Annotated in this window: 13 protein-coding genes; 1 reads left to right on the top strand and 12 read right to left on the bottom strand. The window is 42.0% G+C overall.

Features of this window, described 5'->3' with window-relative positions; genetic code table 11:
* Window positions 1–3: 3 nt before the first annotated feature.
* Genes rhaM through AB5217_RS02860 form a run of 5 tightly spaced genes read right to left on the bottom strand, consistent with a single transcriptional unit; the run spans window position 4 to window position 7,687 of the window.
* On the bottom strand, window positions 4–315 hold the full coding sequence (gene rhaM / locus AB5217_RS02880) for an L-rhamnose mutarotase (RefSeq protein WP_004307766.1): 312 nt from the start codon (window positions 313–315) through the stop codon (window positions 4–6).
* A 46-nt stretch (window positions 316–361) separates the two neighbouring features.
* A complete protein-coding gene (locus AB5217_RS02875) occupies window positions 362–2,083 on the bottom strand; it encodes a RagB/SusD family nutrient uptake outer membrane protein (RefSeq protein ID WP_004307765.1) in 1,722 nt (573 codons plus the stop codon).
* A gap of 11 nt (window positions 2,084–2,094) precedes the next feature.
* Window positions 2,095–5,187 (bottom strand): SusC/RagA family TonB-linked outer membrane protein, encoded by a 3,093-nt coding sequence (locus AB5217_RS02870; RefSeq protein WP_032845741.1) that lies wholly within the window; start codon window positions 5,185–5,187, stop codon window positions 2,095–2,097.
* A gap of 24 nt (window positions 5,188–5,211) precedes the next feature.
* Complete coding sequence (locus AB5217_RS02865) at window positions 5,212–6,462, bottom strand: alginate lyase family protein (protein WP_032845743.1); 1,251 nt, start codon at window positions 6,460–6,462, stop codon at window positions 5,212–5,214.
* A 25-nt stretch (window positions 6,463–6,487) separates the two neighbouring features.
* Complete coding sequence (locus AB5217_RS02860; protein ID WP_032845746.1) at window positions 6,488–7,687, bottom strand: glycoside hydrolase family 88 protein; 1,200 nt, start codon at window positions 7,685–7,687, stop codon at window positions 6,488–6,490.
* Between the two features lie 332 nt (window positions 7,688–8,019).
* Between AB5217_RS02860 and AB5217_RS02855 the strand changes: the two genes are divergently transcribed.
* The gene (locus AB5217_RS02855; protein WP_229115752.1) at window positions 8,020–12,081 is read left to right on the top strand and encodes a two-component regulator propeller domain-containing protein; all 4,062 of its coding nucleotides are present in this window, start codon (window positions 8,020–8,022) and stop codon (window positions 12,079–12,081) included.
* Between the two features lie 46 nt (window positions 12,082–12,127).
* On the opposite strand, the gene AB5217_RS02850 is transcribed toward AB5217_RS02855, so the two are convergent.
* The 7 genes from AB5217_RS02850 to AB5217_RS02820 form a co-directional block, all read right to left on the bottom strand.
* Window positions 12,128–14,632, bottom strand: coding sequence for a glycoside hydrolase family 31 protein (locus AB5217_RS02850; protein WP_042994337.1), 2,505 nt, complete (start codon window positions 14,630–14,632; stop codon window positions 12,128–12,130).
* Between the two features lie 36 nt (window positions 14,633–14,668).
* On the bottom strand, window positions 14,669–16,447 hold the full coding sequence (locus AB5217_RS02845; RefSeq protein ID WP_032845751.1) for a glycoside hydrolase family 66 protein: 1,779 nt from the start codon (window positions 16,445–16,447) through the stop codon (window positions 14,669–14,671).
* 14 nt (window positions 16,448–16,461) lie between these two features.
* A complete protein-coding gene (locus tag AB5217_RS02840; RefSeq protein ID WP_032845754.1) occupies window positions 16,462–17,976 on the bottom strand; it encodes a SusF/SusE family outer membrane protein in 1,515 nt (504 codons plus the stop codon).
* A gap of 36 nt (window positions 17,977–18,012) precedes the next feature.
* Complete coding sequence (locus AB5217_RS02835) at window positions 18,013–19,476, bottom strand: RagB/SusD family nutrient uptake outer membrane protein (RefSeq protein WP_004322918.1); 1,464 nt, start codon at window positions 19,474–19,476, stop codon at window positions 18,013–18,015.
* A gap of 42 nt (window positions 19,477–19,518) precedes the next feature.
* Window positions 19,519–22,518: a SusC/RagA family TonB-linked outer membrane protein gene (locus AB5217_RS02830; protein ID WP_050486421.1), complete on the bottom strand. Its 3,000-nt coding sequence runs from the start codon at window positions 22,516–22,518 to the stop codon at window positions 19,519–19,521.
* A 212-nt stretch (window positions 22,519–22,730) separates the two neighbouring features.
* The gene (locus tag AB5217_RS02825; protein ID WP_032845752.1) at window positions 22,731–24,380 is read right to left on the bottom strand and encodes a DUF6377 domain-containing protein; all 1,650 of its coding nucleotides are present in this window, start codon (window positions 24,378–24,380) and stop codon (window positions 22,731–22,733) included.
* Between the two features lie 188 nt (window positions 24,381–24,568).
* Window positions 24,569–25,597: a Fic family protein gene (locus AB5217_RS02820; protein WP_004302765.1), complete on the bottom strand. Its 1,029-nt coding sequence runs from the start codon at window positions 25,595–25,597 to the stop codon at window positions 24,569–24,571.
* Window positions 25,598–25,935: the final 338 nt, after the last annotated feature.

Raw genomic sequence — 25,935 nt, 5'->3', positions numbered from 1 at the left:
TTCTTATTCCATATAAAAAACTTCTTCCAATGGAATACTGACAGGTGAATTATCCGGATTAACTGCCATGATATCTGCCATATAGTCCCACCATTTTTTCACGATTTCATTATCGCCCATATCTTGCGAGCCTGCACCATCATTCTTCTGCACAGCATACAACACATTCGTTTCCTTATCCCAGAATATAGAATAATCGGACACTCCGTTCGCCTTCAAAAGCTTTACCAATTCAGGCCATATTTCGCTATGCCGCTTTTGATATTCTTTTTCAAAACCGGGTTTCAGATACATTTTAAAAGCTTCTCTTTTCATTGTTCACCTCCATTTGTTTACTAAGTACATACAAAAAACAGACAAGTTACCATCCCGGATTATTAGGTTTCAGAGCCGGATTCCGCTGAATTTCTTCACTTGGGATCGGCCATAGATAATCTCTTTCCGTAAACTTACGGGTAAAGCGAATCTCTCCGGTAAAGTCTTTCTCCTGACGATTATTCAGATATTGCACAGCCACCCCCCAACGTCTTAAATCACTAAAACGGTGTCCTTCACCAACAAGTTCCACAGCCCGCTCGTGCATAATACGTTCGAACATATCCTCTTTATCTGAAACCTGTAACCAGACCGGTCCACTATTTAATGCCGGCATACTCGTTGACTGTCTTTTTCTTACCTTATTCAGTTCAGCGACAGCCTTGTCCAATTGGTTATCTTCATTATAAGCTTCAGCCAGCATCAATAACACATCTGCAAAACGAATGATAGGGAAGTTGATAGGAGTGTGATTACGATTGGTGATGGCACCACCCATATCTTCAATCGGAACAAACTTCCGGTAAAAATACACATTCCATCCTCTGTCATTCTGAATAAAACCATTGGCCACCGTAGTACCTGCCGCAATCGCATACAATTGCTTTTTAGCCCCTGTTCCCACTATATAGCCATTATAATAAGAGTAAGGAACAATCAATGATTGCATCATTCTCGGATCTCTCCCTCTGTAAATCTCACCTAATAAAGTGGTATCAGGGATTGCTTCCAATTTCTGTTTGGTCGAATTCAAGGTTGCCTGAAACGCTTTTTTCTTCACAGCATCACTTTCATTATATCCGGGAATATAATTATTCCAGTTAAACTTCTGTCCATCCTTCTCTTCATACATATCCGCTAAAGTTACCGACGGCATACAAGTAGCACGGCCACCACCATAAGAGCCGCGTGTTCCATACAAAGTACAAAGCGGCATACCATACAAATTGTCAGTAGTACCCTTATTTTGAATGGCAAATACCGTTTCATTATCATTAGGAACCGGTCCTGCCGAAGTGAACAAAGTCAGATAATCGGGATACAATTGATAACCATACTGATTAGTTTTGTTATATACAATTTCCTCAAAATCAGCAATCGCTTCAGACCAATTCTTTGTATACAGATGCGCCTTTCCACGTAATGCATAAGCCGCTCCCTTTGTCGCCCTTCCATAATCGGATACCGCCCATTTGAGAGGAAGGTTTGCAATTGCAAAAGTCAGATCTTTAATAATGAAATTCCAAACCTCCTCTCTTGAATTACGAGGCAATAACATTTCATTGAAAGATTCGGAAACTTCCCAACTCTCATCATAGATAGGCACTCCGCCAAAAAAATCAGCTAAATGAAAATAATACAAAGCCCGCAGAAAATGAGCTTCTCCCAAGACATTATTTTTCACCTGATCGTCAATTGACATGCTTGATACATTCTTAATAACGGTATTGGCACGCTGCACACCATCATAAGTGTCTTGCCAGTTTTGCACCAGGAAATCATATGCACCGTTATATGTACCCTGTTCAACAGGTCCACCCGGTCCGTGACCTATATCCGAGTAAGTGTCGAAAAGAGGCATATAACCATAAGCACCGTAATCTTTCAGTTGGGCATATACCCCCATAACTCCCGATTTGGCATCGGCTTCCGTTTTCCAATAGTTATTTTGAGCGACCTTATCATACGGAGCCACATCCAGATCATAACAACCGCTGAATCCCAGTGTCACTACAACCGCTACCATAATATAATTGACTGTTTTCATAATCGTATTTTTTAAAAGACTACATTTACACCTACCGTTATCTGCTTCATCGTCGGATAAGTTGTACCACTTATCTCCGGATCAATCCCTTTATAGGAAGTAAAGGTTAACATATTCTCCAAACTTGTGTATAGTCGAAGTTGGGATATATCCAGCTTTTGAAGAAGTTTCTTAGGAATCTTGTATCCTATCTGAACGTTCTTTAATCGTAAATATGACTTATTCTGAACCCAAAAATCACTCGGTTGAGCATTTAACGTATTCAAACCGGTCAGCAATCTGGGATAAGTAGCATTTGTACGCCCTTCCCGCCAGGCACCTTCGGCTATTTCTTTGTTGATTACATCTCCATAATTAATATATCCCATATAAAATTTATCCTGCCAATATACTTGCAAACCAGCATTTCCCTGGAACAAACAAGAGAAGTCGAACCCATTCCATTCTGCCCCTAATGAGAAGCCATACGTCAAACGGGGAGCAAGTCCATGCCCTACTGCATATTTATCATTATCGTCGATGACACCGTCACCATTCAAATCTTTATATAAGAAATCACCTTTCTTCGGAGTTCCATAAGAAGCAAATGGGTTAACACGTTGTCCGGTGGTAGGATCGAGCGGTGCGTCTTTAATCATCTTTTCAACAAACAACATGTCTTCGTCCGTTTGAAGAATCCGGTCTACCGCCAATACATATTGAATATTGATAGGATAGCCTTCTTGAATCATGTTCGTCCCCGAAATCGACCTTTCCTCTCCTTTAAACCGGGTTACTTCATTGTCTATGAAAGTAAAATTACCACCCACAAAATAGTTTACTTTACCAATCCTATGATTCCACTTCAGATTCATTTCCACACCTCTATTCCGCACTCTTGCTGCATTTTGAGTAGGGATAGACGCATTACCAACAAGCAATGGTGCTGGTAAATCGATAAGAATATCATGCGTATCTTTATTAAAAAGTTCTATTGTTCCATCCAGCTTTGAACCAAAAAGACTGAAGTCTAGTCCGATATTGGTGACATAGGTCGTTTCCCATGAAACCATTGCATTAGCCAGCTGTATCTGTGCCAATCCCGGCACAACAGAGTTTCCTAAAACATAATTATCTTTATTGTACACAGACTGGTATTCATAATTATCTACCGCATTATTACCCAATGCACCCCATGAGAGCCTCAACTTCAACATATCCAGCCATTTAATTGACTTCATAAAGTTCTCTTCCGACATACGCCATCCCAAGGAGAAAGAAGGGAACGTCCCCCATCGATGATCCTTATGGAAGCGGGAAGAACCGTCCCAGCGAATATTCCCTTCAAACAGATATTTGTCCGCCCATGACAGGTTTATTCGTCCGAAATAAGAACGCATCACCCAGTCTGTTGCAGCCCCACTTGTTTCAGAATCTCCGGTAGCACCATTAATGACAGACAAATTATCTGCAAGAAGATCATATCTCTTCGCCTCAAACCATTTTACATTATCCTTTTCCTGACTAGCTCCCGCCAATATACCTACATCCAACTTATCAAAAAATGTCTTCTGATAACGAGCTACCACATCAGCTACGTGATGCGTATTAGTCCAATTCTTATTCCTTACAAACGTTCTACCGGCTGCCATCTGGGTTATTGTGTTAGATTGAAAACTCCAACGGTCAGCATAAACCGGAGTCTCTTCCTCTTGCGAATTATTACGGCGATACGTGTAAGATGCTTCTATATTTAAACCTTTGAAAACCTTTATATTCGTCCAAAAGCGGGAAGTGAAGTTATTAACTTCAATATCTCCTTGATACATATTCAGAGGATAGAGAGGACTTTGCACTTGCTGATTCTCTTCCGGATTCTCGGCAGATCCATACCTGCCATCCGGATGCCGGTAGACAATACCGGGGCTGGAGATGTTACTAAAAAGCGAACTCATGTATTTGGAACCCATCTCGGCATTTGATTTCAGACCGCTAATATTCATCCCCATTGTAATCCAAGGCTTTAGTTCGGCATTCACATTCAAACGGGCAGTAAATCTTTCATAAGCCGAATTCTCCACAATACCCGGATTGTTCAGATAAGCTACAGATCCAAATGCTTTCAGTTTCTGGTTTCCGACAGAGAATGATAAATTATGATTAGTAGACACCCCTGTTGAAAAAACTTCATCCTCCCACTTTGTATTCGGATACAAGTAAGGTTCATTGGGGTGAACTCTCCATTCCGCTATTTTCCGTTCCGAATATACCGGCATTGCTGTCGGGTCAACATTATAAGCCGCTTCGTTATAATACTCCATATAATCGGCATAGTTGTATACAGTTTCAATTGTATTCGAAGGTTTCTGGAAAGAAACATACCCATTATAGGAAATCGACGCTTTGCCTTCCGAGCCTTTCTTGGTCGTTATCAAGATAACCCCATTGGCGGCTCTTGAACCATAGATAGCAGAAGATGACGCATCTTTCAGTACAGAAACAGATTCTACATCCTGTGGGTTAACCTCATTTATATTTCCTTCTGCTCCATCAATAATAATCAATGGCGAAGAATTATTCAGAGTTCCCTGTCCCCTGATAAGCAGGGTGGCTCCATCGTTATTAGGACGGGCTGATCCCTGATTGACATACAGTCCCGAACTTAATCCTGCCAATCCAGTTGAAAGACTGGTCATCGGGCGGCTTTCAGCCTGTTCAGTCAGGTTCACCGTAGATACCGAGCCTGTCAAATTCACTTTTTTCTGGGTAGCGTATCCTACTACCACCACTTCTTCCAATGTTTTCCCATCCTCAACCAAAGTGATAGTCGCTCCATTAGCCTTTGATGCAATCATTTCCTGAGAAGTATATCCCATATAAGAGATGACAAGTATATCTTTTGCCTGAACCTTGACAGAAAACCGCCCCTCTATATTAGTAATGGTCCCTGTTTGCTTCCCTTTTACCTGAACGGTAGCTCCAATCAGGGGCTCATTGTTCACATCTACGACTTTACCGCTTATGTTTAACGGATCTTGCGCCCACAGATCTCCTATCGGGATCATGAGCATGAACATAATCACATATAATGAATATATTCCTTTACTGATGTTTCTCTGTTTCATAGATATTAATTATTAAAGATTATTTTATTCAATACAGCGTCCGTGAGTCAGAATCACCGGACCTAACAAATGCAGGTTATGAGCTGTACGATCATTGGTACGCAAAACCTCATTAAAGATTTTCTCCTCCGGATAACGGACATGCCCTACCTCCCACAATGTAAATACTGATTGATCGTTGTAGTTAATCCAAGAGTCTTCACCTGTATAAAATCCTCCCTTAATAGAAGCATCTTTAGTGATATAAAAATCAGCATAGAAGAGCAAAGGTAATTTAATACTCTCACCGGTAGGAGCTACATAATGATGAAGATCCAGACCGTTCAAACGTCCCATCTCTGCTGCTATCATTAGCAAATTAGTCGACAATCCCGCATACTGTAAGGCTCTGTTCGGCTTTGTAGTCTGTCCGTAATGAGTCAATGCAAAATGTCTGTAACGATCCATAATCTCTCCATCCTGTGTTGGCCATGAGCCGGGCTCACCACAGTAAGGCGGTTGTCCTTTCATCAAAATGATACCCTCAATTACCTTCTTTATATTATGTGGATTTGTTTCTCCGTCATATACATAATTCACCAACTCATTATCACGTAAAATAATGCCAATAGACATCAACCCCACAACTTCTGCAACTATATGATTCTGAAAATATTGTTTTCCAAAGTAGTCATTCTCCACCCAGCGTTTCACGCCTTCTTCTATATGAGGAAGCAATATCCGGAGCCATGCCTCAAATTGTTTCTGCTTACTTTTTCCTATCAAGTTATCCGCGCAAAGCAAATCATAGGCATAAAGGAATGCAAATACGCCACGTGAAACCAACATACCGGTATTAGGATAGAATTTATCCGGATCGAAATAAGTGCCCGGAGCATTTTTAGGAGAAGACCATTCATTGATTATTTCAATGGCTTTGTGCGCATAACGTTTATCTTTAGTGATCTGATAGCCTATTGCCAAATCTCTTGCAGCCGACCCGTCACGTATGGCGGCTTTATAGAAAGACATACTGGCATCTCCCCGATATACATTCGGTTTCCATTTCTCATCTGCATAACCGTCTATCTCACTTTCCAGTTTTTTCCAAGCTGTTTTCCAAGGCTCAATGCCCGAAAGAGCATTTCCCCGCATCAACTCAATGTCCGTACTCGACAGAATCAGGCGGGGATGTTCCGCTTTAATTCTAACCGGTTGGTTTTGAGAAAGTGACTTGCCTGCGATGAGAGCCATCAAAAACAGTAACAACGATACCTTCATCAACTTGTTTTTCATATAGTAATGATTTTAGTTAGTAACTCTATTCTTTCAAGTGCATAGCTCTATACCTCATTAATGCTTCTACAAAATAATAATCTGCATAAGTCAGGGGGACATCCACTTCGCTATTCTGTGGTAAAAAGCCTACGCTGTGTTTAAGTATGAAATTGCAGTTTTCTCCCGGCTTTGCCAGATACTCATCCGAAGCCAATGTTCTAAGCTGTGTTTCGGCAACAGTGATATATCCTTGTCCGGTTACCTTGTCTACATAACCCGACAATTCCAGTAAAGCAGAAGCCATAATGGCAGCAGCTGAAGCATCTCTCAAGGCATCCGGAACTTTTGGATCGTCAAAGTCCCAATAAGGAATCTTATCCTGAGGCATCTTCGGATGATTAAGAAGGAAGCTGGCAATATGCTTTGCCTGTTCCAGATAACGTGGTTGTTTCGTTTCCCGATACATCATAGTATATCCATACAATGCCCAAGACTGTCCCCTGCTCCATACCGATTCGTCACTATACCCTTGCCATGTACATTTCTGAAGTGCATGGCCGCTAATTGTATCATAATTCACCACGTGATAACAACTATAATCCGGTCTGAAATGATTCTCCATTGTTTTATCAGCATGAGAAATTGCCATATCATAGAAACGTTTATCACCAGAGAACTCCGTTGCCCGACAAAGTAATTCAAGGTTCATCATATTGTCAATGATTACAGGAAACTGCCAATGCAAAGTGCCCGGATGACTCCATGAACGTGTGCATCCTACAGCAGAACGGTAACGCGTAGATAATGACCGGGCTGTAGTAGTGATTATATCCCGGCAGGAAGTATCGCCCAATAGCCGGTATTTATTTCCGAAAGAACAGTTTATCATAAAACCGACATCATGATTATCTTTATTATACTTCTGGATCTCGACTCTATCACTCATCTTGGAAGCCATCTCCTTGAGCTGCTCATCTCCGGTATATTCATACAAATACCAAAGAGTCCCGGGATAAAAGCCACTCGTCCAGAAATAAGAATCCGAGGTTTCAAGCGCGCCATTCTTATCTATCGAACGGGGTAACATCTCCGGAATAGAATCCATGACAGAGTACATATACTTATATTGTTCTACCGCCCGGTTCAGGGCATCATCGACCATGCGTTCCATAGAAGGTTCCAAGGTTTTCGTACATCCTGATACCATCAATGAGAGCAGACATATCGCCACATAATTTTTCATATTTTCTTTGCTTATAATTTGAGATATATTAAAAATTTAAAGATCCATGCAAAGGTTTTCTCCCGATAGCAAGAGCAAAAGTAGGAGATTACGGGAAGCAGCATTGGATAAAAAAGTTCCAAAGGTTCCATAATTTTGTTCACATCCCTATTACAAACCGTTTTTTGTTTCATTATCTCAAAAAATAACGATACATTTGTGATTATCGAACCTGCTATCAGATATAAGATATATAATAATAGTCCCCCATTATATGAATCCCTAAGATTAATACCAAAACTAAATATAAGAAGTTTTGGAAACAATAGAAACTTAATTAACGCTTTTAATATATGCCTGAACATAACAGACTAGTCGCTATTATATTTATGCTGGTTTCATGCGTCTCATCCATCACTGGATTCGAGACGGTAAACTTCCAGCATTTATCACTCAATTCCATGTTTCCCCAAATTACGATTAACGGACTTTATCAGGATGAATCGGGTATCTTATGGATTGGAACTAAAGACGGTGTGAAGAAATATAATGGAAATTATATTGAGTCAGTCAACTTCATGGGAATAAACAACTGGATACAGTCCAACCTTGTTCCGACAATCTGTGGAGACAAGAAAGGGCACCTATATGTCAATACGGATTACAGCATCATTGAATATGACCTGATAAAAGAGGAAAGCCGTATCATATTCAGCCAGCCAAACACACAGATATTGCCGTCCATTGCCTTCAATTATGGTACCAACTCATTATGGATCGGTTTATTGGATAGTGTCTATAATTATAAAGAAGGTATATGCCAGGCCAAATACAAAATTGATGGCAACAACCTAAGCATCTCATCGCTGAAAGAAACGTCCGGCAAATTATTATATATCGGCACCAAACATGACGGGGTATTTACTATTGATCTATCAGGCAGGCAACAGAAAGTACTGACTACCCGCAGTGAAATTATATCGATAAACGAAGATAGCCGGAACAACATCTGGGTGAGCACCCTGAATGAAGGATTATTCAAACTAAATCCATCGGGCGACGTTATCCAATACACGGAACCTACCTTAGCCAGCAATTATGTAAGAACAGTATGTGAAGATAATAACGGAAATATCTGGATAGGAACCATGTTAGGATTGAATGTTATCAACTCGCAAACAGGTGATATCAGTTTTTATGGTCTGGAAAAAGAGGGTAGTGCGGGACTAAGCAACCTCTCTGTCTGGATTATTATGAAAGACGATCAAGGCACAATGTGGTTCGGTACCTACTATGGAGGCTTGGATTACTACAATCCGCATACTGACATCTTTGAATATAATAATCTGAAACTGGGGCACGCCGGTATCGGACCCGTAATCAGCAAGATTATAGAAGACAAGACAGGACGGCTATGGATCAGTACAGAAGGAGACGGGTTGGTATCCTATCTACCCGAGACAGATTCATATACATACTATACGAAAGAGAACAATACAATATCCCACAATAATATCAAGACCTTATATTATGATGATACATCCAGTACAGTATGGATTGGGACTCATCTCGGCGGACTTTGCAGTTACTCGATTGATAAAAAAGAATTCAAACATTTCACTATCGACCCGTCCGACCATACGAAACGGTCGGAAATAGTTCAGGCTATCATCCGTCATAAAGATATCTTATATCTGGGTACGCTTTCGGGGGTATATTATATGAACCTGGAAGATTACAGCATTCAAAAGCTACACCTTCTCGACAAATACATCTATGCTGTAAACTCATTGATGATAGACAAGCAGGACAACTTGTGGATTGGAGGGAATAACCTGTGCTATTACAGTATCAAACAGAATTATGTACGCAGTCTTGACAAATATCTTGCTAAAATCACCGCTTCTTCTAAGAATACCATTACGTCTCTTATTCAGGATAATAGCAATCGTATCATAGCCACCACATTAGGTGCAGGTATTCTTATTTATCATCCTACTCAAGATAGGCTCGAACAAATAAACTGCAAAAACAGTAACCTCGATAGTGATTATCTAAGTGCCGTTTATCCTCTGTCCGATCATCAACTTTTGGTCACCAGTGCAAACGGCTTATCCTATATCGATCTCAAAACAAAAAGAAGCTATAATTATAAATCACAAAACAAATTCGTCTTGCCGTCGATGATTCCGGGTGACATAATGAAAAGCAGTGATAGCCGTATCATCATGGGAGGAATAAACGGCCTTGCCATGATTTCTGAAAATAATTTGTTTCCAGAAAGTCTACCCACTAAAATGTTCTTTTCCAAACTATTTGTTAATAACAAAGAAGTGTCGGCAAATGATTCTTCTCGGATATTGCCTCGTTCTCTTTTTGCAACAGATCATATCAAATTGAAACATTATGAGAATAATATATCTGTCGAAATCGGAATCAATGACTTCGTAAATCTCGGACAATCCAAATATCAATATAAACTGGATGGGTATAACAATAGCTGGATTGAATTTCATCCCCAAAAATCAATCAACTACATGAACTTACCTTATGGAGACTATAAGTTAAAAGTAAGAAACATTTCCTTTAAAGATGAAACCGAACTTAATGAAATCAGTCTGGGGATCACGATTATCCCTCCTGTTTATGCCACCTGGTACGCTTATCTATTATATACGTTGCTAATATTAGCCATCATTATCAGCATTGCCTATTTCTACCGATCCAAGTTATTGTTAAGAAATTCACTGGAACTTGAAAGACGGGATAAACTACAAAAAGACGCGATAAATGAGTCCAAAATGCGTTTCCTCGGGAATATATCACATGAGTTAAAAACACCGATCGCATTAATATCCGGACAACTGGAACTTATTCTTATGTCAAATTACTCATTGTCTACTATCCAGAACAGCTTGCGTGAGGTACATAACAGGGCTGCCAAAATGGGTACTTTAATCAATGAACTACTCGACTTCTTGAAATACAACAAAGAAAATTTCACGTTAACAGTCAAACAGCAGGATATAATTCTATTCACGCAGGAAATATATGATTCGTTCGTTAGCTATGCCGAACTAAAGAATATTCATTTCAATTTTGTGTTCGACCAAAAAAGCCAGTGCACGTGGTTTGATGAAGTACAACTACAAAAGGTTTTCAATAACATTCTATCGAATGCTTTCAAATTCACTCCGGAAAATGGAACAGTCGAGATCAAAATAACGACTTCTGCGTCTTCCGTAATTATAACATTTAATGATTCCGGCATTGGGATACCTAAAGACATGACAGAACGAATCTTTGAACGTTTCTTTCAAGTAAACAACTCTGTAAACAGCGAACTATCCAACACCGGAACAGGGATAGGCTTATCACTGTCACTCAATATTGTAAAGGCACATCATGGACAAATAACGGTTGAAAGTGAAGTAGGAAAAGGTAGTTCATTCATTGTCGAATTACCAATCGGTAATGAGCACTTTAAAGAAGATAAGAATATCACCATCATAGAGAATGAAAAGAACACAGGGATAATCAATAACCCGATTAGTATAGAGAATGAAGAAGAGAGCTTGGAAAATCTGGAAGATTTCATCATACAGCAAAAGAAGGATTTCGATCATTCATCGACTTTACTTATCGTTGAGGATGACGATGAATTGAGGAAATTACTCATAGAGATATTTGAGCCCATTTTTGAAATCTATGAAGCAAAGAATGGTGAAGATGCATTCAAAATCGCACAGCTCAATTCACCGGATCTTATTTTATCAGATGTGATGATGCCCGGCATCTCCGGTATAAATCTATGTGCGAGGATAAAGTCTCATTTTGACACTAGCCATATTCCGGTCATTCTGCTCACGGCACTTAGTAGTGTGGAACACAATATTAAAGGACTCAATTGTGGAGCCGATGATTATATCACCAAACCATTTAATATCAGAATTCTGATCGCAAAATGCATTAACCTACTAAATAACAGACGAAAATTACAGGAACGATACAAAACTTTAGAAAACAGTAGTGCAGAGCAACTGACCAGCAATAAGCTCGACCAAGATTTCATCGATCATATAATAAGAATTGTACAAACCAAGTTGGAAGAAGGAAACGGAGATATTAACGTCACCCTGTTATGTTCAGAATTAGGACTAAGCCGGACAAAGCTATTCCTGAAAATGAAAAAGATAACAGGGGAATCTCCTCATTATTTTATTCAAAATATAAAACTGAAAACTGCTGCAAAAATGCTTCGGGAAAATGAAGAATATAACATTAGCGACATCAGTTTCCAGCTGGGGTTCAGCTCATTAAACTATTTTGGAAAAAGCTTTAAGGAGTATTTCGGAATGTCTCCTACTGCCTATCGTAAGTTTCACCAAGAACAAAAAGATAATCACTCAATATAGTAATATGGATGCGTGCAAGACAAAAGTACCTTGCACGCTTCACCACTTATTTAAAAGCAATCATAATCTGCTCATTACCTCCCTTATCAGGCATTCGCACACTACATACACCAGTTTCTTTATCCCAACTCCATACCACAGTTTCAGTGTCATTCTCCAGATTTTCTTCCAAACGTTCCGGTTTAGTTTTCTTTATCTTCTTTCCTTTGACAGTTACCTCTTTCGGGGCTTTCGCAGAATAAATACGGAACAACAGATTTCTCGGACCGGGAACAGTATATCCTTTTCCTTCACGGGCAGAGACAGTCAATTCATATCCATTCGCCAAAGTACTGCAAATAATCGGTGTTTTGACAAATTCATCACGCTGGTACCCTAAGTTTTCTCCTTCATCTTCGTAAAGAGTAAAGGCTGCCTGTGCACCTTCCTGTGTGGGAAAGATTTCAAAAGTAAGTGGATATACCGGTTTCTCATGGGTGTAGTTCATTACCGGCATGGTAGGGATGATAGAACCTTGCTTCACAAACATAGGAACAGAAGACAAGGGAGCATCAACGGTAGTCCATTGCTCTCCGGTGTAGACCGTCTGCTTGTTGTTGTAGTCTATCCATGTACCTTCGGGAAGGTACACGTTCTTTGTGCGGGCACCTTTCTTCACCACGGGGGCTACCAACAATTCACGACCGAACAAGAATTGGGCATCCGTAGAAAACGTTTCCATATCCATTGGATATTCGAGAAACAGAGGCCGCATGATAGGCAATCCTGTATCATACGCTTCGCGGGCGTAAGTGTAGATATACGGCAACAAACGATATTTCAGCTCGATAGCCGCTTTCGCGTTCTTTTCCGCTTCCGGTCCGAAAAGCCACGGTTCCACCGGGTTATCTCCCTCATGGTGAATACGACTCAAAGGATTGAAGGCACCGAATTGAATCCAACGGGTATAGAGTTCCGCCATAGCCGGATAATCCTCAATATCCCCACAGTAACCGGTGATATCGCAGGAAGAAAATGGGATTAATCCCAATCCGGCGGAAAGCATTACAGGAATCTGATTGGCTAATTGTCCCCACCCTTGCAGTACATCGTCTCCGTTTCCGCTATCACCCGTCCAACCGAACGTATAACGTTGCAATCCGGCATTAGCAGCACGAGTCATTTGGAAAACACGACGGTCCGGATTCCTCTTTTCAAATTGCTCTTTTACCACTTTGTCCCAAGTCAGGCCATAGACGTTATGGATTTCATCGTGCATACCGAGATGGTGCTTCATCACCAGGCGTTCCGTCTGCTCCTCGTTACTCCAGGCAGGTTCGCCCATGTCTGTCCAGAAGCCGGAGACACCATCATCAATAGGTTTCTGCTGATAAGTTCCCCACCAGTCGGCTACGGCAGGCAGGGTGAAGTCTACCACTCCGCAGTTTCCACCCCACGGCCAGGGCATATCGTAGCTTTTACCGTTCGTACTGTCCTTTACAAAATAGCCCAGGCGGTCTGCTTCTTCCCATTGTTTTTTGTTGGCTTGTGCAATTACCGGGTCTTGAGATACGACTACCTTAAAACCCATCTCTTTCAAATCCGAAAGCATCTTCCTAGGGTTTTCATAGTTTCCTTTGCGCCATTCGAAATCCTGCAAGTATTCTGTCCAGCCGATATCCTGATAGATAATATCACAAGGGATTCCCCGTTTCCGGTAGCCTTCGGCTATCTCACGACTTAGCTTTTCACTTGTCAACAGACCGCGGCATTGAGCAAAACCCAACGCCCATTTCGGCGGCATGATAGGTTTTCCGGTCAGTCCGACGTATTGGCTGATGATTTCTTTATAGTCTTTACCGAAGATAAAGTAATATACCATTTCCCCGTTCGGCGCTTCAAAGCTGTAATAATCACGGCTTTCCGTTCCGAATTTGAATTCCGTCTTATAGGTGTTATCAAGGAAAATACCATACCGGTAATTGCTCATAAAGAAAGGAATACTCTTGTAAAGAGGATCTTCTACCACGCTATAGCAAGGTTTGTCACTATTCCACATTTTATAAGACTCGCCACGACGGTCCATCTTTCCCGCTTTCTCACCAAGTCCGAAGAAGTGCTCGTCACGACGAAGCACTTTGTATTCCACCTTCTTCGTTCCTTCACTGACATGGCCTTTATCGGCATAATCACTAAACAGGAGTTTCTGATATTTATCGAATATCTGAAGACTCATCGGAGATTTATTCACCCGGATACGCAACTTCGGAGTAAATATCTCGTAACAGGCCGCCTGTTCATCCACATGAATAGTTCCTACCTCTTCCAGTTCTTCATTAATCACTGCAAACGAAGTATTTCTTCGTTGCAATTGCCCGTCGGGTGAGAACCAGATTTTCACGACGGAAGAGCTGCAAAGTTGCAATTGCAAGGCGGCACTGTCCGCCAGGTGAAAAGTCACCTGACGTCCCTGCTGTGTAAAAGAAGTGCATGTACGTGTCGTATTTTCCGCCCAAACCCATGTTGGAAATATCAGGCACAACACCCATACCCATAATCTATATCTAATCATCATACCTATCATTTTAGTTATTCTGTAGCAGCCGCTTTATTCAACCACAATCATCGCCCAATATTTCAGGGAAGGCAATGTAAATGAGACAACCCCGTTCTCCTGTGTAAAGGCCAATTCCTGCAAAGCCCCTCCGTGTACATCCGGCGACGCTACCCACAGCTTATTCACCTTTGCCGACAGATTCATTTGCAAAGCTGCTTTTGTAATCAGAGCCGGTTCCGGCATCGTACCGTCCACATCTCTCCAGCTAAGACTGTTCGCTTGCGAGAAATTAAGAAGATGTATCACTTGCTTGCCACCTACCTGCTTGGCATAAGTCGTAACTGATCCCTGTTGAGGAGGCCAACTATTCAATCTCATTTCGCCATTGGTACAATTCATGGAAACACTATTCTCTGTACCACCGTCACGAAGCAGATTCTGATAAGAAGTCAGGAAATCATAATAACGAACCATCGCTGTTTTCAATTCTTCGCTCATTGTCAGGTTCTCATTCGGAAAGTACTCTTTGCACAACATGTGATCGCCTCCCAACTCAAGGTGCGAACCACCCAAAGCAAACATGACAGCATCCGTCAGCAGAATACCCGGCGTATTAAATTCTCCCCGGTTATCCGCTTTATTATAATTCATATAAGCTGCAAAAACCGTATTCAACTCATAATTGCCATAGACTCCATTTTCATAAAGAATGGCTTTCAGATTGGTAAAATCAGCCTCATCCGCCCACACCTCATTATAGAAGAAATCAACTTTACCTGTCTCCCCTATCTGACGGGCACCGTAACGGCTGACCGCATTCATCACCAAACTCTTGTCCGGATGAGCCTGCTTCATCGCTTCAATAAAAGAAGCATATCCCTCACGCAGATTGACCGGAATACCATTGTAATTGTAAAGCGTGCTACGTCGTCCCAACTGGTCTATCTGATAGCCGTCGAAGGCAAAGTTCGCGTATACATCATCATTCCTTTCGTTCAAATATTTCTGCCATTCCTTATTAGAAGGGTCGACCAGATAAATATTACTTTTCCATCCGCCCGGCAAATCATGACTGTCTTTAGTAGTGTGAGAAGCATCCTTAAACAAATACCATTCCTCCTTCACCCCGTCCGTAGCAGCATCCTTCAACGCCCCGAAACAAAGATTGTAAAACATAGACTTCATACCGAAACGATGCTGCGCTTCAATGTAATTTTTCACCGAACTTGTATAAACCTCCCGGTTAGCGATGTCCATATATACTTCGTCCAACTGTGTGCGTGTACCGCCCAACGGCCAGTGATGTTTATTATGCCAGTCCTGAAACTGTACCCAATTGATGTGATGACGATTCAGATACGCCATCTCTTCCTGTGTCTTTTCAGCCGTCTTCTCCTGACTGAAATCAGCGACAAAACCATAACGCGGAAAACGTGACGGATCACTGGATACATCTACCGCAATCGTACCGACAATCACATCCGTACCATTCTCCTGACGGTACAGTTCCGCCATATATCCTTTGAAATCAGTAGTAGGCGGTTGCCATGTCCAGCTCGTACCATTTACCGACTCTTCTCCGACAACCTCCCCTAAAAGACGATAGCGAACTTTAGTTCCGGCAGGCAACGCATCTTCTGCTGTAAATACCACTTTCTCCCCCGGTTTATAGAAAGCCTTATCCGTAGACAGGTCCACACTTAAATCCGATGTTACCGGAGTCACTTCGGTAACACTGCCCGAAGCTCCTTCATTCTCCTGGTTCGACCCATGATCGTCACTGCAAGCCATACACAGAAAAGCAGCCACCCAATATATTATTTTCTTCATCTTGAATTCTTGTTTTATTGTTTCACAATCGAAATCGTCTCTTTCAACTGGTCTATCGTAATCCGATAAGAACCGGCTTCCTGAATATTCCACTTATAATCCAAACTACCCAAATCTGCATCCGGATACATACTGCTCAACTCCGCATCCGACTTAGCAACAAACAATGCCGTCTCTACTTCTCCCGTCGGAGCCTTGTTGCTCTTATCCGCCATAAACCAATCCCCGTTCCAGTCTGATTGCTTGTCGCAGGAAATCTTCATCTCACCTGTTTTCAGTGTCCCGCTCCAGGTAAAGATGTAAGGACTGTCGGCACTCTTCGTCATCGGAGTAGCATTGCCTAAATCCCATCCGTTTGGAGTTGCCTCACCCACCAGATACAGCCCTTCGTAAGGAGTGAACGGACGCATCAGCATCTTTTCTTTTCCTTTGCCTGTATAGAACCATACTTTATAAGGTTTGCCACATTCGGCTTCCTTCATCTGCCATTTATTATCGTCACCTCCAAGCACTACTGATGTCGAAGTGTACGGAGCATTAGCCACAGTAGGATGGAAGAAAGCATCCGCCTGACCGAAATCTGTCACAGAAGCGAATTTAAATTCTCCGTCCGCCTTCCAGGGAATCACGGCTCCATAATGGAACAGATCCATTTGGACAGCATCTTTAGACAGTGCTTCAAATCCCCAACCATTGTTACCCGTAAACGAACCGACAATGAAAAATTCTTCATATCTCCAGCCAATATCTTCTGTTTCGGTAAGTGTCAACGTCAAGTCGAGCAGGTTTGCTTTTACGATATAAGTTGCTTCTTTACTGATTGTGAACTGTTCGTCCGGTTGGTCACCCGATGTACGATAGGTCAGTTTGAATCCTTCTCCGGCAGTGGCATCGCGGTTGTACGACGGCAGGAATTCTCCTAAAGTCGTTATAAACTTAAACGATCCGGTATTCAGCTTTCCTGTCCATGTAAACTGTCCGTTATCCGTGCGCTCCATTGCCGTTGCGTTATCGGCACTCCATCCGTTCGGAGTAGCATCACCAATCAGGTAAAGCGTCGTAGTAACCGGCTGGTAAGTAGTCACCGTAAAGGCAGTCGTCGCAATCTGCTTCTGATCTTCCATTCCGGCAACGACGGCTGTGATACGTGCTTCCAGCTCTGCTTTCACAGCATAACCGATACCGAACTGCGTATGCAGAAATTGGTTAAGTTCTTCCACTTTCTTAGTCCATTGATACGTTCCCGTACCCAAATCCACCGAATAAGCATTCGCAAAGTCCGTTCCGGCTTTCGCCAGTTCCAGCGTATAAGAGATACGGTTACCGCTTCCATAATTCGTACCGGTAGTCCATGAAAGCGCCAATGCTTCCTGGCTATGGTTCTTTTCGTTCAACACCAACTCCTGCTGATTCACCGAAAGAGTGAGGGTATCATGTCCTTTATCTGTCTCCATATAATCCTCGGTACAAGCAACCATCGTTGCGCCGATGAAAAGAGAGCATAACAACTGATATATATATTTTTTCATCATATTATTTGTCTAAATGAATGATTATAAAACGGATTAATAACCGGGATTTTGAGTCATCAGGTGATTGGAGTCCATCTCCGTCTGCGGAATAGGCAACAAGAGACGTTCTTTGGTCACATTATTCTTACCGATAGATTTCAAGAATGTCAATGCATAATTTCCATTATCAACCCGGATCATATCGAACCAGCGATGTCCCTCAAAAGCAAGTTCCATCCGACGTTCGTGAATAATCTTTTCTCTCATTTCGGTCTGCGTCAGAGTGGTCGGCAACCCTGTCAGTCCGGCACGCTTACGAACGATATTCAATGGTTCGGCAGCCTGATCCGGATGTCCCTGCTCATTCAAGGCTTCCGCTTTCTTCAGTAAGACATCCGCATAACGGTATACTACAAAATTGTTGGGGTTGGTATTATACTCCGGAGAGACAGTTTTCGACACAAGGAACTTACGTACGTTATAACCCGTATTCGACCAGGAACGTCTGTATTCCATACCGTCAAAAGCAGGACAGCCCTGATACAACACAGTGATGTCTTTCCGTAAATCACCGTCCTCGTATTGCTTGACAAACTCTTCCGTAGGCAGATTCCATCCATAAGCACCGGCTACCATACCCGAATTACGAGGCCCCATGAAGGTAGACAGCCAGGATGCTTGATTATCGCCGCCCCAGAAGTCATATTCCGTACTACCGGAGTATTGCACTTCGAAGAGAGATTCCGCACCATTATTGATCGTCGCATTAAAGTTATCAGCATAATTGCATTGAGTCAGATCATATCCCATTGCAGCAATGTTATTGCACAAGGTCACTACTTCATTATAATAGTCGCGATGGTTGGGAGCCAGTGTCAGGTAAATATCCGCCAGCATCGCCATTGCAGCCTCTTTGCAGGCACGTCCCCTGTCAGCATCTCCATAACTGCTTTTCGGAGGAAGCATATTCACTGCATTTTTGCAGTCGGAAAGAATTTGAGCATATACCTCATCTACCGTATTACGGGCAATATCCGCAGATTCTCCCGGTTCAAACGGCTCCAAGCGCAAAGGCACCCCTCCGTACAAACGAACCAGAATATAATAATAATGTGCACGCAGGAAATAAGCTTCACCCATGCAACGGGTCTTTATCTCATTGGAGACAGATGCTGAAGGCAAATTGGAAAGCACGATGTTGCAACGTCCGATCCCTACCCACGGAGAACGCCATACATACAAGGCAAAGCCGTTATCGCTTTGGGCAATGAAATTGGAAGCCTGAACAGTTTCCAAACCGTCAGTACCTCCTCCGGCTCCTACTTCACTGTTGCCTGCGATGATGTCGAGGCTCCAAATACGTTGGTTGTACATATTCGACGATTGCAAGGTCTTATAGCAGGCAGTAGTCAGTGCCACAGCAATCTCGTTCGTCACTTCCGACTCGGGATCGACGCCATATTTAGGATATTTATCCAAGAAATCGTTGCACGATGTCAATGCCAGCACGGCAGACATAAATACCAAAGTTATTATCTTTTTCATATTCTTTCTGCTGATTTAAAAGTTAAAGTTCAAGCCCATACTGAAGGTACGTGAAATCGGGTAACGGCTGCTGTCGATGCCATTAATATCAACTTCCGGGTCAAAGCCGGAATATCCGGTAATAGTTGCCACATTCTCGCAAGAGAAAGAGATGCGGGCATTTTCCAGTTGAATCTTTTGCATCCACTTTTTAGGCAGTGTATACGAAAGCGTGATATTCTTCAGACGGAGATAGGAACCGTTTTCCACAAATCTGTCGGATACACGGCAGTTCTGGTTCGGGTCTCCCCAAATGGCGCGGGGCATAGAGTTGCTGGTTCCTTCACCCGTCCAGCGGTTCAATACGGCTGTGGTTTGGTTGTAAGCGGCTGCCATTCCTTCGTTGTCAACATTGTTGGCGTTATAAATCTTGTTTCCCGATACGCCTTGCAGGAAAACGGAGAGTTCCCATCCCTTATAAGAGAAATTATTGCTTAAAGAGAAGAACCAGTTCGGATTCGGGTTGCCGATAACGGTACGGTCTTCATCGTTGATGACTCCATCGTTATTCAAGTCCCGGAAACGAATGTCCCCCGGAGCTGCTCCCGGTTGGGTGGCGTGGCGGTTTACTTCCTCCCAGTTTTGGAAAAGTCCGTCGGTCATGTATCCGTAGAATACATTGATCGGATAACCGGCTCTAAGCATAGTCACGTATGAGTTACCCATCTGATTGATAAACATCGGAGTTTCGCTGTTCAGGTCCAGAATTTCATTCTTGTTATAGGTAGCCGTTAAAGCAGATTCCCAAGAGAAAAGACCTTTCAGGTTGATGGTGCGCAGGGTCATTTCCACTCCTTTGTTGCGCATTTTGCCGGCATTGGTAAAGGTTTCAGTAGTATCTTCAAAACCGGAGGTGATAGGGATGGAAGCTTTCACCAACATGTCTGCCGTCTTCTTGATGTAGGCATCCAGCGAAAGGTTGACACGTGAATTGAACAGGCTCATATCCACACCGAAGTTGGTCTGGCGTACCTCTTCCCAATGAATATTCGGATTGGAAAGGGTGGTAGATACCAAAGCGGTGGAGTTGTTGTTGCCGAAAGGATAGACTCCTGTATTATAGGAAGCCACAAAGCCGTAGTTACCGATTTCCTGATTACCGGTCACACCGTATCCGATACGCAGTTTGAGGTCATTCACCGGAGAATTGTCTTTCGGAAACCATTCTTCCTGCGAAATACGCCATGCCAGAGAAACGGAAGGGAATGTTCCCCAACGGTTGTTCTTACCGAAGCGGGAGGAACCGTCACGGCGCACAGTGGCTGTAAGCAGGTATTTATCTTCGTAAGAATAGTTGAGACGTGCCATCAGAGAAAGCAGTGCCCAGTCGCTCTGGCTGCCACCGATACTGTACATCTTCTCGCCGTTGTCCATTTCATGGATATTATCAAACATGAAGATATTCTTTTGAGCATTCAGGTAATCATAGTTGTTCCACTGGGCGGAAGAACCTGCCATCACACCTACACGATGTTTTTGGGCGAAAGTATGGTCGAATACAAAATAATTATCCCACAGGTAGGTAAATGATTTGTTGTCACTCTTATAGCGGGAAGATTCTTCTACCGGATTCGGTTTCCAGTCGTAAGCCGGAGTAAAGTTGTTGACAAACCAGAATTTGGCGTCATAACCGAAGGTGCTTTTCAACTTCAACCATTTGGTAAAGGCAATCTCTCCGGTGATGTTTGCCAGAAAGTTATATCCTTTTGTCTCGTTCGTCATCATATATAACGTACCGATCGGATTGCGGACACTTCCATACCATTGCGCTTCCTGTCCGGGACCGCTCCAGCTACCGTCTTCATTCTTCACCGGCTGGGTGGGAAGTGCTTTCATCGCATCTCCGATGCTATAGCTTCCTCCTTCTTTCACGTCCGTACTGAATGTCAGGTTAGTAGTGAACTTCAACCATTTATTAACCTGGGCATCACTATTTGCCTGGAAATTGAAACGACGGTAATTAACGCTTTCCACGATACCGGACTGGTCGAGGAAACCGCCGGATACATAGTAATGTGCCTTTTCCGTACCACCGGAATAGCTAACCGAATAGCTTTGTTTCACTCCCGTACGTAGCATCTCATCCAGCCAGTTCGTTCCTGTTCCCAATAAAGAAGGGTCTGCCCAATAAGGGTTTGTATTATCATCATTATTAGACAGCATATCATTGCTCAAGGCGGCATATTGCGCAGCATTCAGCATATCGGGCACTTTAGTAGCGTTCTGAATAGCCCAGTTTGCGTTTACCGTTACTTTTCCGGCACCCTCAGCACCACGTTTGCTGGTAATCATCACCACACCGTTGGCACCACGGGAACCATAGATAGCTGTTGCCGAAGCATCCTTCAATACGTCTACCCGTTCCACATCAGCCATATTCAAAGAAGACAATCCCAAGTCGGTAGGAATTCCGTCAATGACAATCAGCGGGTTACTGTTGTTGATCGTACCCAAACCGCGAATTTTAATAGTGACATTATCACCCGGCTTACCGGCATCGATTATCTGCACGCCGGATACTTTTCCCTGCATTGCCTGACCGATATTAGCTACCGGAGAGTCTTTGATGTCCTTCACTCCGACAGAAGATACGGCACCAGTCAAATCGCTCTTTTTCATTGTTCCGTAACCTACCACTACTACTTCGTCCAATACTTCCGTATCTTCCTGCAAGGTTACTTTCAACGAGTTTTTCCCGTTCACCGGAACAGTCTGCGTTTTATAGCCGACAAAAGAGATAGTCAGCGTGCTGTTAGCCGGAACGCTTAATGAGAAATTACCGTCTACATCGGTTATCGTACCATTCGTTGTACGTCCTTCCACCACACTGGCACCGATCACCGGTTCACCCGTGGCATCTACTACATGTCCTTTTATTGAAATCTGTTGTGCGAATGCACTAAGAGATAGGAACAAGCCCCACATTATTAATAAGAGGCGGCGTTCAAAGCCTTTCGACTTCATACTCTGTTTCATGTACATTAATTTAAAGTTAATATTAGGGTTACTTTTGTTTTCGTTCTCTGTGTCATTGCTGAAATGACCGTGAAACAAAAGTATCCACATTTCATACTGCTTCTTTGAGCAGATAGCAAAAATATAGTGATTTATACAGTATCTCACAGCATAAACCACTAAATATAAGAACGTTATAAAATAGAAGTCAGACTAAAAAAGTAGTGATTTTCTTATTCTTCCACCTTCCCTATTTGCATTACTTTAGTCTCAAATTCATCTCTTTCTCCCAAAGCTTTGTTACGGACACGGGTCCGGTAATTATAAATAGTAGTCACGGAATAACGGAGGAATTGCGCTATCTTGGTACTGTCCGTAATCCCCAGCCGGATAAGGGCAAAGATACGGAGTTCGGTGTTCAACAGTTCTCCCGGTTTGGGTTGCATGGGTTCTGTGAGCAGCGCATTAAATTCCTCCACAAAATTGGGGAAGAGTTGCAGGAAAGTCATGTCGAAATTTGCATAAAACTCTTTCAGTTCTTCGTCAAGAAATTGAGAAGATTTAATGGCTTTATATAGTTCTTCCACTCTTCCGGCAGCAGCAATTTTATTTAGGGAACGACGGTATAAATCCATCTTGTCGAGATAAGTGGAGCATTGGTCCATATATCGGCCGATATATTCCTCCTTGATATAGTTGGCTTCCGAAAGCGTATGGTTCATCTCTTTCAGTTGCGAGTTGGAGTCGTGAAGTTCTTCGTTCAGTTCTTGCAACAACGTATTGGTATCGACCACTTCGCGACGTGCGGCAGCAACCTTTTTCATCTGCTTGTAAACGAAGAAAATGGCAACCAACAAAAATACGGAAAGCAAACTGATACAAATCAATGATACTTTCATCTCCTGTTGCTGCCGTTTGGTTTTCAATTGGTAAGCCTGGTCAATGATAGGAAAGACTTGCGAGATTTCTAACGTACGAAGGCGGGCATTACAAAGAGTGGCATCCTCTAAGGAGCATTTCAGGTAATTGTAGGCACGGTCAATATCCCCTTCATCGTAGACAAGAGAAGCGAGTTTGCGCAAAGATACATATTCCTTTACTGCCGATTTCAGGTCGGCAATGGCCGAAAGGGCCAGGTAATGCTTTTGTCCTTGTTTGTCGCCTTTCAACCGGTAACCCTCGGAGAGAGTATAAGTAAGCATTGCTTTTGAATGGTCATCCAAAGAAGGTTTGTTGTAATATTCCATCAGCATACGGATGGCTTCATCGTATTGAGCATGTACAATGCACTTATCCGCCATCACCAATACGTGTCCCAAAGAGTCGGAAGCGTTGACCTGCAGAAGAGAGTCACGATACAGATCCGTCATTCGATAATACTCTTTCTTGACTTTCTCCGTAACGGCATAATCTCCCATCAATCCGTAAATAGTGCGATACAAGTGATAATAGTAACCATAGAGATAATCGGGCAGCGTTTTCTTATCAATCTGCCCCAATAGTTCCAACGCTTCTTTATACATCCCGGTAGTTCCCATCACTTCCGCCATATTCATGGCAGCATCATCCAGATAATCCAGTTTATCCATGCGATGCGCCAGTTCCTCTTTCCGTTGAGCATAGACAAAAGACGAATCCAGATTATAAGCCCGGTATTCATCGAAAAGACGTCCGCAAAAACCATATCGTTGTTCATCGGAAGTAGCCTCCGCCAACAATTTCTTCAGGTCAGCGATACGTGCCTCCTTTTCCGCTCCATAGGTCTGACGGTTTTTAATGATACCATCAATCTCATGAAGTAACGCATCGGTACTCTTATTATCTTTTGCATAAAGCAGACCGGAAAGGACAATTGTCACAAAAATCAGAATCACTTTTTTCATAGTGCCGTATGTATTATAGTTGCAAAGATAAAAGTCTTTCAGAAACTTCCGGCTTTCAGGAGAAAATTATTGCAGACGGAATGAACAATCTTGTATTAAAACAGGAAGCATTACAAATTTATTATGAACATAATTATTATATTTATAATAATTTTATCGTTGGAACAACCATCAATATACAGATAAATTCAAAAGTATGTATTCACAGCAAATTCAAACTGTTCTATAAATATTTTCTTAAATGGATATATATTATTTTGTTCATAGAAAACTAACATAGCTTTCTTATAGTCGATAGAATCAACTGAACGAAATGATAAAGGACAATAACCGTTGGCTATAAGTATTGCATTACTTGTTATACGCGCAGTACGTTTATTACCATCAGCAAATGGCTGAATGTAAGATAACAGAACTAAAGCTAGGAAAGCTTTATCAAAGATACTCTGCTTATTATTAATTAATTGACAAGTGTCTTCCATAGCTTCTCTTATTTGATATTCATTATCAAGTGGACGATAATTCGTACCCGTAATACCAACACGCCGAGAACGAATATGACGCTCAACTCCCAGTTCTTTAATAAGGATACTATGAATGTCTTCAATCTTTCTTATTGATAAATACTGAAGATAATCAGGATTATCTAAAATAAAATCAAGAGCTTCCTTGTGATTTAGTAGCATAATGGCTTCTTCTTTAGTTTTACCTTTTGCTTCTTCTTTTTCCAGCAAAAGTCTTTCCGTTTCAAGAAGATTATATGTGTTCCCTTCAATTTGAGAAGACTTCCAACTAAGATCCACACCTAACCTTTCCATTTCTTTCCGGTACTCTCCGTCTGTCATTTCTAATACATTTCTTCTAAACGTTTCTTGAAGAGCCGTTAAATGTTTCCGTTCGTCCATCGTGAAAGGGTCAACATTAGGCAATATATCAGGAATAAGGCTGAAATTGAAAGCTTGTTGAATTTCACGCTCATCAACTTCTTTCCGAAAGTATGATTCTAAGTCGAAATAACTTGTAACAAACGTTTGTGGTGTTAGTTTATAACATGTGGCAGGTCCTTGCCCTATGACTTCAATACTTCCAGCGGAAATCATGGCAGCTAATAAACGCTTGAATGTGGCGACACTTACTTTAGTATTCACTCCCTCCATTAATTCTGACCTAGAAGATAGAGGATGAAAACGAAGATATTGTTGAATTTCTTCTTCCATTGCTATTTAGTTGATTATATCGGCTCAAAAATACATAATATTATTAATATATCGGCTCAAAATGAGCCAATAATTACAGTGTATAGAACTCTTTTGAGCCGATATGAAAATCTTCAGCTACCTGTTAGTAGTCTCATATTGTTTCTGCATTGCTTTGATCTATTCTTCAGAATTCTTATTTATCACAGCAATTTTATCCTGTAATTCCTTATTCTGGATTTCAGATAATCTCATCTGTTCAGTATGGATCTTCTGACTGTCCTCTGTGGTGAAATAGTTCATTTACGTACGGGTTTGGCTCATTCTCTGTACGGTTTTGAATAAAATAATGGAGTATT

The sequence above is a fragment of the Bacteroides sp. MSSM.1001136sp1_RTP21357st2_D2_RTP21359_211015 genome (assembly GCF_040913205.1).
GTDB classification, from domain to species: Bacteria; Bacteroidota; Bacteroidia; order Bacteroidales; family Bacteroidaceae; genus Bacteroides; species Bacteroides ovatus.
The sequence above is the reverse complement of the archived record's forward strand: the minus strand, read 5'-3'. Positions and strand labels throughout refer to the sequence as shown.